General features: G+C 67.0%; 15 protein-coding genes and 2 tRNA genes. 8 read left to right on the top strand and 9 right to left on the bottom strand.

Annotation, left to right across the window (positions count from 1 at the left end; translation table 11 throughout):
- Positions 1-687: 687 nt before the first annotated feature.
- The 5 genes from GTZ97_RS14505 to GTZ97_RS14485 all read right to left on the bottom strand — a co-directional run bounded on the left by GTZ97_RS14505 (position 688) and on the right by GTZ97_RS14485 (position 4470).
- Positions 688-778 (bottom strand) — tRNA-Ser (locus GTZ97_RS14505).
- A gap of 31 nt (positions 779-809) precedes the next feature.
- Entirely contained in the window at positions 810-1946 is a 1137-nt protein-coding gene (locus GTZ97_RS14500; protein ID WP_161651355.1) for a branched-chain amino acid ABC transporter substrate-binding protein, read from the bottom strand.
- A gap of 58 nt (positions 1947-2004) precedes the next feature.
- The gene (locus GTZ97_RS14495) at positions 2005-2397 is read right to left on the bottom strand and encodes a hypothetical protein (protein WP_161651354.1); all 393 of its coding nucleotides are present in this window, start codon (positions 2395-2397) and stop codon (positions 2005-2007) included.
- On the bottom strand, positions 2394-2831 hold the full coding sequence (locus GTZ97_RS14490) for a DNA polymerase III subunit chi (RefSeq protein WP_161651353.1): 438 nt from the start codon (positions 2829-2831) through the stop codon (positions 2394-2396). Before GTZ97_RS14490 ends, GTZ97_RS14495 begins: the two co-directional genes overlap by 4 nt.
- A gap of 4 nt (positions 2832-2835) precedes the next feature.
- The gene (locus GTZ97_RS14485) at positions 2836-4470 is read right to left on the bottom strand and encodes a leucyl aminopeptidase (RefSeq protein ID WP_161651352.1); all 1635 of its coding nucleotides are present in this window, start codon (positions 4468-4470) and stop codon (positions 2836-2838) included.
- Positions 4471-4512: 42 nt separating this feature from the next.
- On the opposite strand from GTZ97_RS14485, the gene lptF reads away from it, so the two are divergent.
- From lptF to GTZ97_RS14465, 4 genes are read left to right on the top strand one after another with little or no spacing between them, the layout of a single operon-like run.
- Positions 4513-5604: an LPS export ABC transporter permease LptF gene (gene lptF / locus GTZ97_RS14480; RefSeq protein WP_161651351.1), complete on the top strand. Its 1092-nt coding sequence runs from the start codon at positions 4513-4515 to the stop codon at positions 5602-5604.
- A complete protein-coding gene (gene lptG, locus GTZ97_RS14475; RefSeq protein ID WP_161651350.1) occupies positions 5601-6770 on the top strand; it encodes an LPS export ABC transporter permease LptG in 1170 nt (389 codons plus the stop codon). Before lptF ends, lptG begins: the two co-directional genes overlap by 4 nt.
- A gap of 3 nt (positions 6771-6773) precedes the next feature.
- Positions 6774-7178, top strand: coding sequence for a sirohydrochlorin chelatase (locus tag GTZ97_RS14470; protein WP_161651349.1), 405 nt, complete (start codon positions 6774-6776; stop codon positions 7176-7178).
- A 9-nt stretch (positions 7179-7187) separates the two neighbouring features.
- The gene (locus GTZ97_RS14465; RefSeq protein WP_161651348.1) at positions 7188-8162 is read left to right on the top strand and encodes a CysB family HTH-type transcriptional regulator; all 975 of its coding nucleotides are present in this window, start codon (positions 7188-7190) and stop codon (positions 8160-8162) included.
- A 19-nt stretch (positions 8163-8181) separates the two neighbouring features.
- Here the strand turns inward: GTZ97_RS14465 and GTZ97_RS14460 are convergent, their stop codons facing one another.
- The gene (locus tag GTZ97_RS14460) at positions 8182-10290 is read right to left on the bottom strand and encodes a hypothetical protein (protein WP_161651347.1); all 2109 of its coding nucleotides are present in this window, start codon (positions 10288-10290) and stop codon (positions 8182-8184) included.
- 94 nt (positions 10291-10384) lie between these two features.
- Between GTZ97_RS14460 and GTZ97_RS14455 the strand changes: the two genes are divergently transcribed.
- Positions 10385-11155, top strand: coding sequence for an oxepin-CoA hydrolase, alternative type (locus tag GTZ97_RS14455; protein ID WP_161651346.1), 771 nt, complete (start codon positions 10385-10387; stop codon positions 11153-11155).
- Between the two features lie 53 nt (positions 11156-11208).
- On the opposite strand, the gene GTZ97_RS14450 is transcribed toward GTZ97_RS14455, so the two are convergent.
- From GTZ97_RS14450 to GTZ97_RS14440, 3 genes are all read right to left on the bottom strand, one after another.
- Entirely contained in the window at positions 11209-11877 is a 669-nt protein-coding gene (locus GTZ97_RS14450; RefSeq protein WP_161651345.1) for a hypothetical protein, read from the bottom strand.
- Positions 11878-11912: 35 nt separating this feature from the next.
- Positions 11913-11989, bottom strand: a tRNA-Arg gene (locus GTZ97_RS14445).
- Positions 11990-12031: 42 nt separating this feature from the next.
- On the bottom strand, positions 12032-14302 hold the full coding sequence (locus GTZ97_RS14440; RefSeq protein WP_236651230.1) for a heavy metal translocating P-type ATPase: 2271 nt from the start codon (positions 14300-14302) through the stop codon (positions 12032-12034).
- Positions 14303-14438: 136 nt separating this feature from the next.
- On the opposite strand from GTZ97_RS14440, the gene GTZ97_RS14435 reads away from it, so the two are divergent.
- The 3 genes from GTZ97_RS14435 to GTZ97_RS14425 are packed head-to-tail and all read left to right on the top strand — an operon-like array spanning position 14439 to position 15914.
- Positions 14439-14645 (top strand): heavy-metal-associated domain-containing protein, encoded by a 207-nt coding sequence (locus tag GTZ97_RS14435; RefSeq protein WP_161651344.1) that lies wholly within the window; start codon positions 14439-14441, stop codon positions 14643-14645.
- Positions 14629-15054, top strand: coding sequence for a Cu(I)-responsive transcriptional regulator (gene cueR, locus GTZ97_RS14430; protein WP_201748302.1), 426 nt, complete (start codon positions 14629-14631; stop codon positions 15052-15054). Before GTZ97_RS14435 ends, cueR begins: the two co-directional genes overlap by 17 nt.
- Positions 15054-15914: an alpha/beta fold hydrolase gene (locus tag GTZ97_RS14425; protein ID WP_161651343.1), complete on the top strand. Its 861-nt coding sequence runs from the start codon at positions 15054-15056 to the stop codon at positions 15912-15914. The genes cueR and GTZ97_RS14425 overlap by 1 nt, the downstream gene beginning before the upstream one ends.
- Positions 15915-15924 lie beyond the last annotated feature (10 nt).

Genomic DNA, 15924 nt, shown 5'->3' with positions numbered 1-15924 from the left:
AGCAAGCCCAGGCCCACCTGGGGTGTCCAAATTGGACACCTACAGTCAACAGAAAAGCGAGAGACGCCAGTGTTCATCGGGCCTCTCGTACGATTAACCACGGCGGCGCGTGCACGCCCCAGGGCGGCCCAGGCTTGCAGGCGTGCCCCCCGGCGCACCTGTCTTTTTCGAGGTCAGACCAACAGGGCTACGGCGGCCCCAAGACCACCCAAGGCCCCGCCCAGGATGAGCAAAGGCCACTCGGTCTGCCTGACGCGCATGGGGATGAAGGAGTACAGCAAAGGACCCGCCACGAACATCACCAAGGGAGCCCACCAGGAGGCTATGAAGAAGCCCGCAATCCACATCCCAAGGAGAGACAGGGAAGCAGCACTCCCCACAAGGCTCAGAGCAGTAGGCACCAGATGGGCGGGGGTCTTGTGGAACTGCAGGGCAGCCACAGCGAGAAGGAGACAGCTAAGGGCATACAACCCAGGCATAGAACACCCTGACAAGTGGTTTTGTTTGCCAGAAGTGTGCCCCCAAAGACCTCCCCAGGGACAGCAGCCGAGGAAGATGCAACGACATTGCATAGCCGCCCCATTAGCCTGACCGAAGACAGCGTGGGGGAAAAGCGTGGGGGAAAAAGACAAAACCCCGAATCCGTAAGTCCTTGTGGACATTGGAATTTCGGGGTCTGCCGAATACTGGCGGAGAGGGCGGGATTCGAACCCGCGGTAGGCTATTAACCTACACACGCTTTCCAGGCGTGCGACTTAAACCACTCATCCACCTCTCCGTGGAGCCTGCGATTGTAGCCCGATTTCGGGTCAGTTCAGCGGGGTCTTCTTGCCATCCTTGTAGGCGTACAACGTCATGGCCGGGTTGCGCAGTTCGCCGTTGGGCTCAAACGCTACCTTGGCCGTGATGCCCTGATATTGCGTTTCCTTGAGCTTCGGACCGTAGACCTTGGGATCGACAGAGTTGGCTCGCTTCATCGCGTCCACGAGCACCATGGTGGCGTCATAGGTGTAAGGCGAATACACCTGGAACTGCTTGGGGAAGCGGCTGTCATAGCGCGCGCGCCACGCCTTGCCGTTGGGCAGCTTGTCCAGCGAGGCGCCGCCTACGGCGCACACCACGTTGGCCAGTGTGCGGGCGCCGCTGGCCAGTTCAACCAGCTTGTCGGTACAAATGCCATCGCCGCCGAACAGATACACCTTGTTCAGGCCGAGCTGCTGCATCTGGCGCAGCATGGGGCCAGCCTGCGGGTCCATGCCGCCGAAGAAGATGCCTTCAGGCTTGCGGCTCTTGATGGAGGTGAGAATGGCCGAAAAGTCCACCGCCTTGTCATTGGTGTATTGCTGGCTCACCACCTCCAGCCCCAGCTCCTTGGCCGTGCGGGTGAACACCTCTGCCACGCCCTTGCCGTAGGCCGTGCGGTCGTCAATGATGGCCACGCGCTTGATCTTCAGCGTCTCGGCCGCGTAGCGCGCCAGCCCCGCACCGAGGGCGTTGTCATTGGCCAGCAGGCGGTAGACGTTGCTGTAGCCCAGTTGCGTCAGCTGTGGGTTGGTGGCCGACGGTGAGACCATGGGCAGGCCGCACTGGTTGTACACGCGCGCAGCGGGAATGGTGGTACCCGAGTTCAGATGGCCCACCACGCCATTGACCCTGGCATCGCACAGCTTCTGAGCTGCAGCGGTGCCCTGCTTCGGATCGGCTGCGTCATCTTCGGCCACCAGTTCGAAGCGCACCTTCTGCCCGCCGATGGTCACCCCCTGGGCGTTGAGCTCCTCGATGGCCAGCCGTGCGCCGTTCTCGTTGTCTCGACCATAGTGCGCCTGGGGGCCGGACACAGGGCCCACGTGCCCGATGCGGACGACGGTCTGCGCATGCGCAGCCACAGCAGCCAAGGCCGCACCGAGCCACAAGGCATGGCGCGCGAGAGACGGAGCAAACTTCATGGGTCAACCTTTCCTGAATCGTTGAACAAGGGGCTGCAAGATGGGGCGCCGCGTCCCGTCATCGCTGGCGCAGCCGGGCCATTTCCTGCGCGACCGCGCGAGCGACCACATCGCGCAGCGTGCGGCTCAGTTCCTGCCGCAATTCCTGCACCAGGGCATCGGTATGACGGGCAAGCACGGGCGCCATCGCCTCGCGCAGGCGGAACTCAAGCATGCCGTCCACCTGGCGCTGAACATCCTGCATCACGCGCTGCGTGATCTGCGCTTCAGATGGCACGGCGGGAGTGGTCGTAGGCGGCACGGGCGGCACCAATGGCGCCGTCAGTTCGGGCGTCGGAGTGACGACGGCCGCGGGGGCCACCACGGGCGACGCGCCCGGCAGGTCGATCACCTCGGTCAGCACCGGCACATGGGCCGGCCGCGGGCGAGAAGGCAACGGGCCGCCGGTCATGCAGTCACCTCATGAGGCCGAACGTCCCAGCCCATGGCTTGGTAGGCCTTCCAACGCTGGCGCCCGAGCTGTCGGTCCGACGGGTCGTGGGTGACGATTTCGAACAGCCGATGGAACCCGGCCAGCCCGTCGGGCACAGCATCACCGAGGTTCACCAGCACGGTGTGACCTTCCGGCACACGATCCGGCGTGGTGGTCAGCCAGATGGGTGTGGTCTGCAGCCGCGGCGGCAAGCCGTTGCCCGCATCGAGCACGTGCGGAATGAAATCCTGCTCGTCGGCCACCCACAGCTGCTGGTCGAGCGTGCGCAGGGTCAGCGCCTCGCCGGTCACCACCAGGCGAGCGCCAGCGCGGTAGGCCTTTCTGACCAGCCGCTGGGCATAGGCCAGCTTGTCGCTCATGCCATGGTGAAACTCGACGGTGCCAGGCTGCATGGCATCAAACCTTGTTCACGGTCTTGCGCGCAGCCGGGCCCGCAACGTTGCGGCCACTGGCACCCTTCGGGGCCTTGGCGGACTTGACGGGCTTGACGGGCTTGGTCTGCTTCACGACCGTCTCAGCCTTTGCGGGCTTCGTGGGCTTCGCAGCCTTGGGCGCCAGCGCCTGCTTGCCCATGGCTGCCTGGTTCAGCAGGAACTGGGTCAACAGCAACACCGGCCGACCGGTGCCGCCCTTGGCCGCGCCCGACTTCCACGCCGTGCCGGCAATGTCGAGGTGGGCCCAGCGGTAGGCATCGGTGAACTTCGCCAGGAAGCAGGCCGCCGTGATCGAGCCGCCTTCGCGCCCGCCCACGTTGGCGATGTCGGCAAAGTTGCTCTTCAGCGCATCGGCGTACTCCTCGTCCAGTGGCATGCGCCAGGCCGTGTCACCCGACTCCAGGCCGGCCTGCAGCAGCGCATCGGCCAGTTCGTCGTCGCGCGAGAACAGGCCGCTGTGCATGTTGCCCAGCGCGATCACGCAGGCGCCGGTCAGCGTGGCGATGTCGACCACCACGGCCGGCTTGAAGCGCTCGGCATACGTGAGCGCATCGCACAGGATGAGGCGGCCTTCGGCATCCGTGTTGAGGATCTCGATCGTTTGCCCCGACATGCTGGTGACCACATCGCCCGGCTTGGTGGCGGTGCCGCTGGGCATGTTTTCGCAGGTGGGGATCAGGCCGATCACATTGAGGCGAGGCTTGAGTTCGGCCAGGGCGCGGAAGGTGCCCAGCACGCTGGCGGCTCCGCCCATGTCGAACTTCATCTCGTCCATGCCCGCACCGGGCTTGAGCGAAATGCCGCCAGTGTCAAAGGTGATGCCCTTGCCGACCAGCACCACCGGTGCCTGACCGGAGGGGCCACCCTCATAACGCATCACGATGAAGCGCGGCGGCTGGGCCGAGCCTGCCGTGACGGACAGGAAGGAGCCCATGCCCAGCTTTTCGAGGGCCGGGCGGTCCAGCACCTCGGTGCGGATCACTTTGTGCTGCCGTGCCAGGCGCCGGGCCTCGTCGGCCAGATGGGTGGGGGTGCAATGGTTGCCCGGCAGGTTGGCCAGTTCGCGCGCGACGGCCACGCCGGCCATCTGACCCTGAGCCCGCTTGAGCGCGGCCGGCAGGTCAGCGCCCTCCTGGGCGTGCCCAACCAGCGTGCATTTGCGCAGTGCGCCTGCAGCAGGAGCGGAGGGCTTGGTTTCGCGGTAGACGTAGGTGGCCTCGTCCGCCACCTGCACGATGGCGCGCGCATGGCCGGCATCCAGCGTCCAACCCTGGCCGGCCGCCACGGCCACGTGCGCGACCTGCGTGTCCTTGATCAGTGCCAGCGCCTTTCCGATGGCCGCCTTGAAGGCCTTGGGCGATGTCTGACTGGCGACCGCCACGACCAGCTTGGGCCTGCCCTTGCCCAGCACACGGTGGAGCGAAACAGCCCGCCCGGCCTTGAGGACCAGGTCGCCGTGGGCAATGGCCTCGGCGACAGCGGCGTCAACCGCTGCATCGCCACAGGTGGCCAGCTCGGGCGTCAGCACAACAATGAGGGCATCGGCATTGACGCCGGAGATGGCGGGCCCCGCGGCCGCAACGAAACGGTGGTCCATTCAGCGAACGTCCATAATGGACAGGTTGAACACGTGCAACCAATGTTATTCGATTCCTCCCTTCGTCGAGAACTGTGGCGCAGCTTTGTGGGCACCCTGGTCATCGTGCTGACGGTGGTCTTGACCATGGTGCTGATCCGGGTACTCGGGCAGGCCACCAAGGGCTCGTTTGCGCCCGCCGATGTGAGCCTGATCCTCAGCTACGCGGTCATTGGTCAGCTGCCCGTGCTGATCGGCCTGTCGCTGTTTGTGGCGATCGTCACCGTGCTCAGCCGCATGTGGCGGGACAGCGAGATGGTGGTCTGGCAGGCCAGCGGCCTGCGCCAGCGCGATTTCCTGCGGCCTTTGCTGCGCATGGCCTGGCCTGTGCTGGCCGTGGTGGCCCTGTGTTCGCTCGTAGCCAAGCCCTGGGCCGCCAGCCAGACGGAGTTGCTCAAGCACCGCCACGAGAAGCGCTCGGACATGGCCCGTGTAGCGCCAGGGCAGTTTCAGAGTTCGGCCGACGGGCAGCGCGTCTTCTTCATCGACAGCCACAGCGAGGGGCAGGAACGCGGCCGCAACGTGTTCATGGTGCTGAGCGACGAGCGCAGCGAATCGGTCATCACCGCCCGCGAGGGCAATCTGATGCTCGACGGCCCCTACCGCTACCTGGTACTCAGCCAGGGGGAGCGCACGCAGACGGATCTGGCCACTGGCCTGATGACGCACGCGCGCTTCCAGACCGCCCGGGTGCTCGTGGGGGAAACGCCTCCGCCACCCGAAGAGGTCATGGACGTGCGCAGCATGAGCACGCCCGCGTTGATGCTTGACGCCCGCGCCGAGGCCAAGGGCGAACTCGTCTGGCGCGGTGGCTTCATCTGGGCGGCGTTCAACCTGGTGCTGGCTGGCCTGTTGCTGGCTTCGGGCAACACCCGACGCCACAGCAGCTGGAACCTGCTGGCCGCCTTGCTGCTGTTCGTGGTGTATTTCAACGTGCTCAACCTGCATCAGGGTGCGGTCGCCAAGGGTCGACTGGAGTTGTGGAGCAGCATGGCCCTGCTGCATGGCGGGGTGAGTCTGGCCTTGCTGGCACTGATCCGCCTCAGGGACGGCCCCCATCTGCGCTGGCCTTGGCACCGGGGGCACGCGGCATGAAGACCGTCCGCAAGCTGGTCTACACCACTGTCATCCGCCATGTGGCCTTGGTGACGCTGGCCTTCCTCGCACTCTTTTTCTTCATCGATTTCGTCGACCAGGCCAAACACATTGGCCGACGCGGCTATACGGTGCTGGATGTGGTCTGGACCTGTCTGCTGATGCAGGGCGGCCACTTCTACAACCTGTTTCCGATCGCACTGCTGATCGGCGCGATCCTGGCGCTGGCGCGCATGGCCCAGACATCGGAGTTCACCATCCTGCGCACCGGCGGACTGGGCCCCGGCCGGGCGCTGATGCTGCTGGGCGGGCTCGGTGTGTCGGCCGCCATGCTGGGCGCGTTGGCGGGCAACTGGCTGGTGCCATTGGCCGAGGCAGAGCTGGCCACCCACCGTGCCCAGTTCAGCCGCAACCCCGGGCTGAAGCTGGGCGACGGCGGCACCTGGCTGCGTGAGCAGCGTGTCGATGCGGGTGGCCAGCGACGGGTCGTCACCGTCAACGTCGGTTCAGCCAGCAGCCACGGCACCTTCGAACGCGTGCGCATCTATGAGTTCGACCAGAACGGGCGGCTGCTGCGCCGGCTGACCGCCGACTCGGCCCATGTGCGGGCGGCAGGCAGTGGCGGCACGGCAGGGTCGGTCTGGCAACTGCAGGGCGTGCGTGACACCCGCTGGCGCAACGACGTGACCATGGCAGCCACGGACCTGAGTCAGCCGCTGGGCACGCAGTTGGTGGAGGACATGAAGCTCCCGCAGTTGGACTGGGCCAGCAGCCTGACGCCGTTGGTTGTATCGGCCTCGGTGTTACCGCCCGACACCATGTCGGCCTGGGATCTGCGACGTTACGCCAACCACCTGTCGCTCAATGCGCAAGCGGCGCAGAAGTACGAGATGGCCTTCTGGCAGAAGTCGCTTTACCCGCTGGTGTGCCTGGTCATGGTGGGCCTGTCGCTGCCATTTGCCTATCTGCATGCCCGCAGCGGCGGCATGAGCCTGAAGATCTTCGGCGGCATCGTGCTGGGCATCAGTTTCGTGCTTGTCAATCACATCGCCAGCCACTTGGGCCTGCTGCACCAGTGGCAGCCCTGGCTGGCCACGACCGTGCCCAGCCTGCTGTACCTGCTGTTGTCGCTGGGCGCATTTGCCTGGCTCGTCCGATACCGCTGATCCATGACCCACCCTGCACACGGCATCCTCCTGTTCGCGCACGGCGCACGCGATCCTGCCTGGGCTCAGCCCTTTGAGCGCGCGCGCGATGCGATGCGCCAGCGCGCCGAGGCACAGGGCGCCACCGTGCGCCTGGCCTTCCTGGAGTTCATGAGCCCCGACATCCTCGCCGCCGGCCACGAGCTGGCGACCGCCGGATGCACGCAGGTGACCGTCGTGCCACTGTTTCTGGGCGCGGGCGGCCACGTCCGCAAGGATCTGCCCCGGCTCATGGATGAACTCGCCAGCGCGCACCCGGGCGTGACGTGGCGACTGAGTCCCGCCGTGGGCGAAACCGACCTGCTCATCCAGGCCCTGGCTGACTCGGCATGGCAGCTTGCGACCGGCCCGGCCCCCACGACTTCCTGAACGCCCGCCATGAACCTGCACCAGTTCCGATTCGTGCACGAGGCTGCCCGGCGCAACCTCAACCTGACCGAGACCGCCAAGGCGTTGCACACATCGCAGCCGGGCATCTCCAAGGCCATTCTGGAGCTGGAAGAAGAACTGGGCGTGGACATCTTCGTGCGCCACGGCAAGCGCCTCAAGCAGATCACCGAGCCCGGGCAGCATGTGCTGCAGTCCATCGACATCATCCTGCGCGAGCTGGGCAACCTCAAACGCATCGGCGAGGAATACGCCAAGCAGGACGCCGGCACGCTGTCCATCGCCACCACGCACACGCAGGCGCGCTACGTGCTGCCTGCGCCGGTGGCTGCGCTGCGCAAGCGCTACCCCAAGGTGGCCGTGAGCCTGCACCAGGGCACGCCGGAGCAGGTGGCCCGCATGGTGCTCGACGAGGTGGCCGACATCGGATTGGCGACGGAATCGTTGAGCGATTTTCCCGAACTGATCACCCTGCCCTGCTACGAGTGGCAGCACGTGGTGGTCATGCCTGCGGCCCATCCGCTGGCCAGTGTGCCGCGGCTGACGCTGGAGCAACTGGCCAGCGAGCCGCTGATCTCGTATCACCCCTCATTCACCGGGCGCAAGCGCATCGACCTGGCCTTTGCGCAGCGCGGGCTGACGCCCAATGTGGTCCTGGAGGCGATTGACGCCGACGTGATCAAGACCTACACCCGCCTGGGTCTGGGCATCGGGCTGGTCGCCGAGATGGCTGTGCGCGAAGACCCGCAAATGGGCCATCCGGAAGCCGAACTGGTATGGCGGCCTGCTGGCCACCTGTTCGGCCCCAACCTGGCGCGCATCGCGTTCAAGCGCGGCGCCTACCTGCGCCAGTTCGTGCTGAGCTTTGCCGAGCTGGTGTCAGACCGACTCAGCCGCGACGCCATTCTTCAAGCGCTCAAGACGCCGGCCGGCCAGGTGGCCGACAACGGCGACTACGGTCTCTGAGCTCACCAAGCCGATCGACTCAGACCTTATCGCGGCCGGGCCCCACATCTGGCAGGTCGATGTGCTCATGGTCACTGGCATCGGCCACGCCCGTCGTCGTGAACGCGGTACCCGCCGCCAGCGAAGAAGATGCCGGCAGGTCGTCAAGTTGCAGATCGAGGGTGAAATCCGGGCGGGCCTCAGGCTGCGCCTTGATGGGACGCGTGGCCATCAGGGGTTCGACTGGCGCCTCGTCCGGCGATGACTCGTCGACCGCCACCACCGGCAGCCCCGTGTGGCCGTCCACCGGCAACAGCAGGTCAACCGGCTGCTGGTGCGATTCCTTCTCTGCCAAGTCGCGCGCCACGGCATAGAGGAACAGCAACTCGCGGTAAGCGGGCAGATCAAAGGTTTCGACATCCTGATCCGGCCGCGTCAGCGACTTCTCCAAGACCTCCATGGCGCGCACCGGTGCCGCCCACAGGGTCTGCAGACGATCGACCACGCCGGGATAGTCTTCCAGCGTGTGCCCCTGCTGCAGATCGGCCTCCCAAGCGGGCGCGTAAGCGTTGAAGCGCGCGTTGAAGGCAGCTTGCACACGCTCATAATCGCCACGCTTGCCCAGGCGTTGGTAAATCTCCAGCAGCTTGAGGAAGGGCAAGGGGCTGGCCGCCGGGTTCATCTCGATGTGGCTTTCGAGCAGGTCGATGGCAGCATCGTCCTGGCCCAACACCACGAAGAAGTCAGCCTGCTGTTCGAGATCGATCAGTTCCTCCACCGAGACGGCGCGGTGCACATCCTGCGCGACCGGTGCGGGTGCGGCTTGTGCGCCAGCCGCCGCCGGTCGCATGGGGGGCGCCTCTGGCTCGGCCTGTACACCAGGTGCGGCGGGCGCGGGAACCGGGCTCACCGGCTCGGCCGGCTGAGGTGACTCAGCCGTGGGCGCGTTGTCAGCGTGGCTGTCGGGCTCAGGCATGGGCACGGGGCCCGTGCGGTGCACGAAGTCGGCTGCAGTGCGCTGGCCAGGGTCCGCGTCCGGGGCATCGGCGCTGGCGTCGGCCTGCAGTTCATCGACCTGCGACTGCCACCAGGCGTCGCGGTTGGCGCTCTGACGGCGCAGCTGCAGATAGAGGTAGACCGCCGCCGCCACGGCGGCCAGTGCGACCGCCGCCAGCACATACATCCAGACGTTGCCGGCGCGGCTCGATTCCATGGCACGCACGCGTTCTTGCATGGCTGCGACCGATTCGCGCGCGCGGTCACTTTCCTGGTTGAGCTGCGCCAGGCGTTGCTCCAGTTCCTGCACACGTTGCTGATCGCGCGCCACCTGGTCGGGCGAGGCGTTCATGGCACGCCACAGGGCGGCAGCTGCCTGACGCCGGGCCAACACCTCGGGGCTGTCGGTCTCGGCCGCAGCGGCACCCGGCATCATGGTGCTGATGCGCAGATCGGGCACCACCAGGGCATCGATACTGGCGGGATCCAGCAGCAGACGAGGCTGCTCGGCCGGCGCGACAGCCGCCTGACGTTGGCGAGATGAACGCGAAGGCTGTCCCGACGCCGCCAGATCTTCGGCACGGGGCAGTTGCCGCTCGGGGGCCGCCCGCGGCACTCGGGGCGCGGGCGCCGTGCGGACAGGCGGCACCGCACCAGCACCAGCGTTGGCCGACGCGGCGCCGGGCGCATCGTTGCGCGGCGCGGGCATGCGCGGCGGCGGCTCAGGTGACAGTGGCACACGCGGCGCGGTCGCCACGGTGGGGCTGCTCAGCTCAGGCGGGTCGGCCAGCACCACAAACTTGCGCGTGATGCTTGCGCCGCAACCGGCTTTCAGGTTGATGGTAACAATGGGCTCGTTGACCAGCGCGGACGTGGTCACACGCAGGCGCCGCTCGGCGCCGCTGGACAGCAGGGACACATTGACGGCGGACGCAGCCACGCGCTCGTCACCGAACAGCACTTCTGCACTGACGCATTCATCCTTGACCTCTTCGCCCGCCTCGAGGCGAAGGGGTACTGTCAGCGTCAGAGACTCTCCCAGGATGGCTTGACTGGTGGGTCGACCGAAGCCCAGCGCATGAGACGACATCGACGCCAACATCAGCGTCGTCCCGACAAAGGCAGCGGCCGACACCCGCAAAAACTGATTCATATGGGTGCATCATGAGGCCTGATTTTTCACTCTAGCATGAAGCACTTTGCCGTCCGGCCGCCAGCCATGACGGAACACTCAAACGGATGGCCTGATGACGACCGAATTGTTGACACACACCCTAGGACAAACCCTGGTGATGACCCTCAATGGGCCCGCCACGCGCAACGCGCTGTCCACCCAGGTGTACGCGGCTGGCGTCGAATCGCTGAACATGGCGGAGTCCAACCCCGATGTGCGGGCGGTGGTCATCACCGGCGCGGGCGGCCACTTCTGCTCGGGCGGCGATGTGCAGCGTCTGCGACACAACCGTCAACATGATCTGGCAGGCCAGTCAGACGCAGTTCAGGCCTTCCACGAATGGATCCTGGCGCTGCGCGCATTTCCCAAACCAGTGGTGGCCGCCGTCGAGGGTCACGCGGCAGGCGGCGGCGTCTCGTTGGCGCTGGCCTGCGACCTGATCGTGGCCGCCAACGACGCCCGCTTCAGCCTGTCGTACATGCGCGTGGGTCTGAGTCCGGACGGCGGCATCAGCCAAGCGCTGGTGCAGGCGCTCGGTAGGCGGCGGGCCTTCGCGGCGCTGGCGCTGGCAGAAACACATGACGCCAGTCTCTGGGCGCAATGCGGTCTGGTACAGCAGCTCAGCGAACCCGGCCAGGCCCTGCACGACGCCGTCGCACTGGCCGACCGTCTCGCCGCGCAGCCGGCTGGCGCGCTGGCCAGTCTCAAAGAGCTGATCCATGACGCGATGCCCGTCTCGCCTGACCACTTGCAGGCCGAGCGCACGCAGTTCATGCGCAATCTGGTGTCGCCCGAGGCCGGACAGGCCATGGACGCCTTTTTGAGCCGACGCCAAGCCAGCTGAGCACCCGTCACCTCCGCTGCTGCGGCAATGGGGGAAGCCTGCCTCAGGCAGGCTCAGGCCGCCTCGACGGTCTTGGCCAGCGTGCGAGCGGCCGTGGCCATCTTGCCAAACAGCTGCCCCACCAGGCGCAGTTGCGTCTGCTGCAGGGGCTGGCCAGCCATGCGCGCTGTCAGCATGCCGCGGTTGAGCGTCACGACGAACACCAGACTGTCCGTCCACCAGTGCGAAGCGGCTTCTTCCAAGGCCGCCAGCATGCCCAGCTCCAGCCAGCTTCGGGCCATGGGCTCCGCGTTGCACAACAGCACAAAGCGTTTGCCAAGCACGGCCGAATGCTGCAGGTTGACTTTGGGATGCATCGCCAGCCAGCGCATTTCATCAGGCAGCGTGTTGTCGATCTGCGTCTGCATGGCGTTGGTGAAACGGCTGAAGACGTCAGTCTCGAGCGTCTGGGCCAGCACACGCGTGAGCATCACCATCTGCACATCGGCCGGCAGCCCTGTGTCACAGCGGAAGCGCAACTCCTTGCCGATCACATAAGGGCGTTGCGAGCCGCCCCATTCGACGCGCCAGCCCTCTTTTGCTTCGACCACGTAGCCCCCGCCGGTTTTGTCCTTCACGCGCTTGAATGCGTGGCCTTCCGAGCGGGCCCACTCGGCCAGCACATCGCCCTGGTCGACGTTGTCGCGACCGGCGCGGATCCATCGTTTGAGTGAGGCGAACATGGGCGCGGGGGTCCCTGAAGGTGAATGGTCGGGCCTGGCCTGTCCAGAGGGAATCGAACCCCCAACCTACCGCTTAGAAGGCGGTTGCTCTATCCGGTTGAGCTATGGACAGCCGTTGTGACCGAGTGTACGCCAAGGGCACCCCGTCAGTGCCTCAGGGATCCCCGGCATCGGCCGGCCGCCACCTTGACAGCCACAGCGCGTTGGTGACCACGCAGACGCTGCTGAACGCCATGGCGGCGCCGGCCAGCAGGGGGCTGAGTCCGCCCAATGCTGCCAGGGGGATGCCGATCACGTTGTAGCCAAACGCCCACACCAGGTTCTCCCGGATCTTGCGCGAGGTGCGCCGCGAAATGTCGATTGCCGCTGGAATCAGCAGCGGATCACCGCGCATCAGCGTGATGCCAGCGGCCTGCATCGCCACATCGGTGCCGCCTTCGGGGTTGGCCATGGCCAGGCCCACATCGGCAGCGGCCAGCGCCGGCGCGTCATTGAGCCCGTCGCCTACCATGCCGACCACGGTGGCGCGGGCGCCCGGGGCGGTCGGCTGCTGCAGGCGGTGCACATGGTCGGCCTTGTCTCCTGGCAGCACCTCGGCAATCACCTCGTCGATGCCGACCTGGGCGCCGATGGCCTGGGCAGCCCCGCGGTTGTCGCCCGAAATCATCACGGTGCGCACGCCCAGCCGGTGCAGTTCGCGCACCGCGGCCACGGTGTGCGGCTTGACCGCATCGCCGAACGCGAACACGGCTTGGACGGTCGCGGCCCCGTTTGGAGACGCCATCATCAGCCACGACACGCTGGCGCCCTCGCCTGCCCAGCGGCTGGCAGCCTCTTGCAAGGCCTCGGGCGCCGAGGCACCCAGTTCGTCGCGCCAGCGCGTGCTGCCCAGCATCCACCGGCGTGCATTGGCCTCCAAGCCCTCGATGCCCCGGCCCGGCACGGCCCGCACCTCGCCCAATGGCTGCGGTACCACCTCCTGGTCCTGCGCGGCGGCCAACACCGCGCGCGCCAGCGGATGCTCGCTGCCTTGCTGCAGCCCCGCGGCGATGGCCAACAAGCCGGGTGCATCGGCCGCCGCACTGGCCGCAACCAGCCACTGGCTCACGCGGGGACGCCCCTCAGTCAGCGTGCCCGTCTTGTCAAAGGCAAGCACGGCGATGCGATGGGTCAATTCGAGCGCCTGCGGGTCCTTGATCAGGATGCCGTGGCGTGCGGCCGCCCCGGTGCCGGCCATGATGGCCGCGGGGGTGGCAAGGCCCAGTGCGCAGGGGCAGGCAATGACCAGCACGGCCACGGCGCGGATCACTGCCGCCTCGGTGGGCAGCCCCCATGCCCACGCCCCCAGCCCGGCCAGCACGGCCACGAGCAGCACCACCGGCACAAACACGGCCGACACCCGGTCGACCAGTTGTTGAATGGGCGCCTTGCTGGCCTGGGCATCGACCACTCGGCGGATGATCTGCGACAGCATGGTCTGGCCACCCACAGCGGTGACCGCCATCACGAGTCGCCCTTCGCCATTGATGGCGCCGCCGGTCAGCCGGTCGCCCTCGGCTTTGCTGACCGGCAACGGCTCGCCCGTCAGCAGGGATTCATCCACATGCGTCCGCCCCTCTGCCACCACGCCATCGGCCGGCACGCGCTCGCCCGGCCGCACGACCAGCCGGTCGCCTGCGGTCACCAGCGCCAGGGGCACATCGACTTCGCCCTGAGGCCCCAGTCGGTGCACAACGTCGGGCCGCAAGGCCTGCAGCGCGCGAATGGCGGCCGTGGTCTGGTACTTGGCCCGCGCCTCGAGCGCCTTGCCCAGCAGCACGAGCGCAATCACGACCGTGGACGACTCGAAGTACAGGTCGGGCGCGTGGTGGGCATCGGTCGGGTGGCGCCACCACAGCCAAACCGACAGCGCCCAGGCTGCACTGGTGCCCAGGGCCACCAGCTGGTCCATGTTGCCGGCGCCCGAGCGCAGGGCCGCCCAGCCGGCACGATAGAAGCGCGCGCCCAGGATGAACTGCACCGGGGTAGCCAGCAGAAACTGGAACCAGGCCGGCCAGAAATGGTGGTTGCCCCACAGCATGGGCAGCATCAGCGGGATGGCCGCCGCCAAACCCAGCGCCACCGGCAGCCAGATCCGCCAGGGTGCGTCGCCCTCGTGCTCGCCCATCGGGGCATCCGCCTGCACGACATGGGCTTCGTAACCGGCCACCTCGACCGCGTTCACCAGCACCTCGGTCGATAAGGCCTGCCCGGACGCGGCCTGCACGGTGGCCACCTCGGTGGCGAAGTTGACGTCGGCTTGCCCAACGCCCGGCAGCTTGCGTAATGCGCGCTCGACACGGCCCACGCAGGCCGCGCAGGTCATGCCGCGGATGGCGAGCTGAATCGGATCGTTGACAGGGGCCTGGGCAGCGTGGTCAGACATGGTGGCTTGCTTTGCGAACAGTGTGCCCGCACTGTCAAGTCTGACACCATGTCAAAGTCAAGCGAGGGGCGCGTTCTTGACTCTGACATGATGGCAAGGTTCATCCTCACGCCACCCTCACCCACCGGAGCCCATGATGAGCACCCAGACCCACGAACTCCAGATCAGCGGCATGAGCTGCCAGCATTGCGTCAAGGCCGTCACGCAGGCGGTGCAGCAGCAGGATCCGTCTGCCACGGTAGAGATCCAGTTGCCCCAAGGCCATGCGCGCATCGCCACCCAACTGCCACGCGAAGCGGTCGTCCAGGCCATTCAGGACGAAGGCTATGTCGTCCAGCCCTGAGCCGGTGCTCATCGGTGAAGCGGTGCGACTCACGGGCGTCTCGGCCAAGATGATCCGCCATTACGAGGCGCTAGGCCTGTTACCCGCACCGCCCCGCAGCGAGGGCGGCTACCGGCGCTACTCGGCCGACGCCCTGCAGACGCTGCGCTTCATCCGCAGCGCCCGCGACCTCGGTTTCGGCACGGGCGACATCCAGGGGCTGCTGACGCTGTGGCAGAACCCACGACGCGCGAGCGCCCAGGTCAAGCGGCTGGCCACGCGCCACATCGCCGCGCTGGACGCGCGCATCCGCGACATGCAGGCCATGCGCGACAGTCTCAGCCGGCTGGCTGGCTGCTGCCCCGGCGACGAGCAGGCCGAATGCCCCATCCTCGACGAGCTGGCCCAGCCCCACACCGAAAGCCCTTGATGAACGAGACGCCCTGGCCCTTGAACGAACGCCACCTGACGGCCTGCGGCATCCGCACCCGGATCCTGGAAGGCGGCGCCCACCCCCATGCGACCGAGGCCGTGGTGTTCGTGCACGGCAACCCGGGCGCCGGCGAGGACTGGCGCGACCTGATGGGCCGGCTCGCGCCCCACGGGCGGGTGCTGGCCATGGACATGCCGGGATTCGGCCATGCCGACAAGCCAGCCGCCTACCCCTACTCGGTCGAGGGCGGCGCGACGTTTCTGGGTGAGGCCCTTCGACAGCTGGGCGTTGTGCGGGCGCATCTGGTGTTGCACGACTTTGGGGGGCCCTGGGGCCTGGCCTGGGCCGCAATGAACCCGCTGGGGCTGGCCAGCCTGACGTTGATCAACACTGGCCTGTTGGTTGGCTACAAATGGCACCTGATGGCGCGCATCTGGCGCACGCCCGTGCTGGGCGAGCTGCAGCAGATGCTGACCACGCGCAGCGGCTTTCGGTGGGCGCTGTCGATCGGGCAACGCCGCCCGTTGCCGCGCGCCTTTGTGGACCGCATGTACGACGATCTGGACAGCGGCACCAAGCGCGCCATCCTCAAGCTCTATCGCGCCACGGGCGATGTGAGCCAGCGCAGCGAGATGGTGGGCCGCATGCTGGCGCCGCTGAACCCACCCACGCTGGTCGTGTGGGGCGCAGCCGACCCCTACCTGCCTGTGAAGTTCGCCGAGGCGCAGAAGCGCTTTTTCCCCCGCGCCGAACTGGCCTTGCTGCCAGACAGCGGACACTTCCCATTTGCCGACAACCCGGACGGTGTGGCCGCCGCCGTGGTGCCTTTCCTGCAGCAGCAACTCAGCCGGCCATGAAAAAAGCCGA

The sequence above is a fragment of the Aquabacterium fontiphilum genome, assembly GCF_009909205.1.
Lineage (GTDB): Bacteria > Pseudomonadota > Gammaproteobacteria > Burkholderiales > Burkholderiaceae_C > Aquabacterium > Aquabacterium fontiphilum.
The sequence above is the reverse complement of the archived record's forward strand: the minus strand, read 5'-3'. Positions and strand labels throughout refer to the sequence as shown.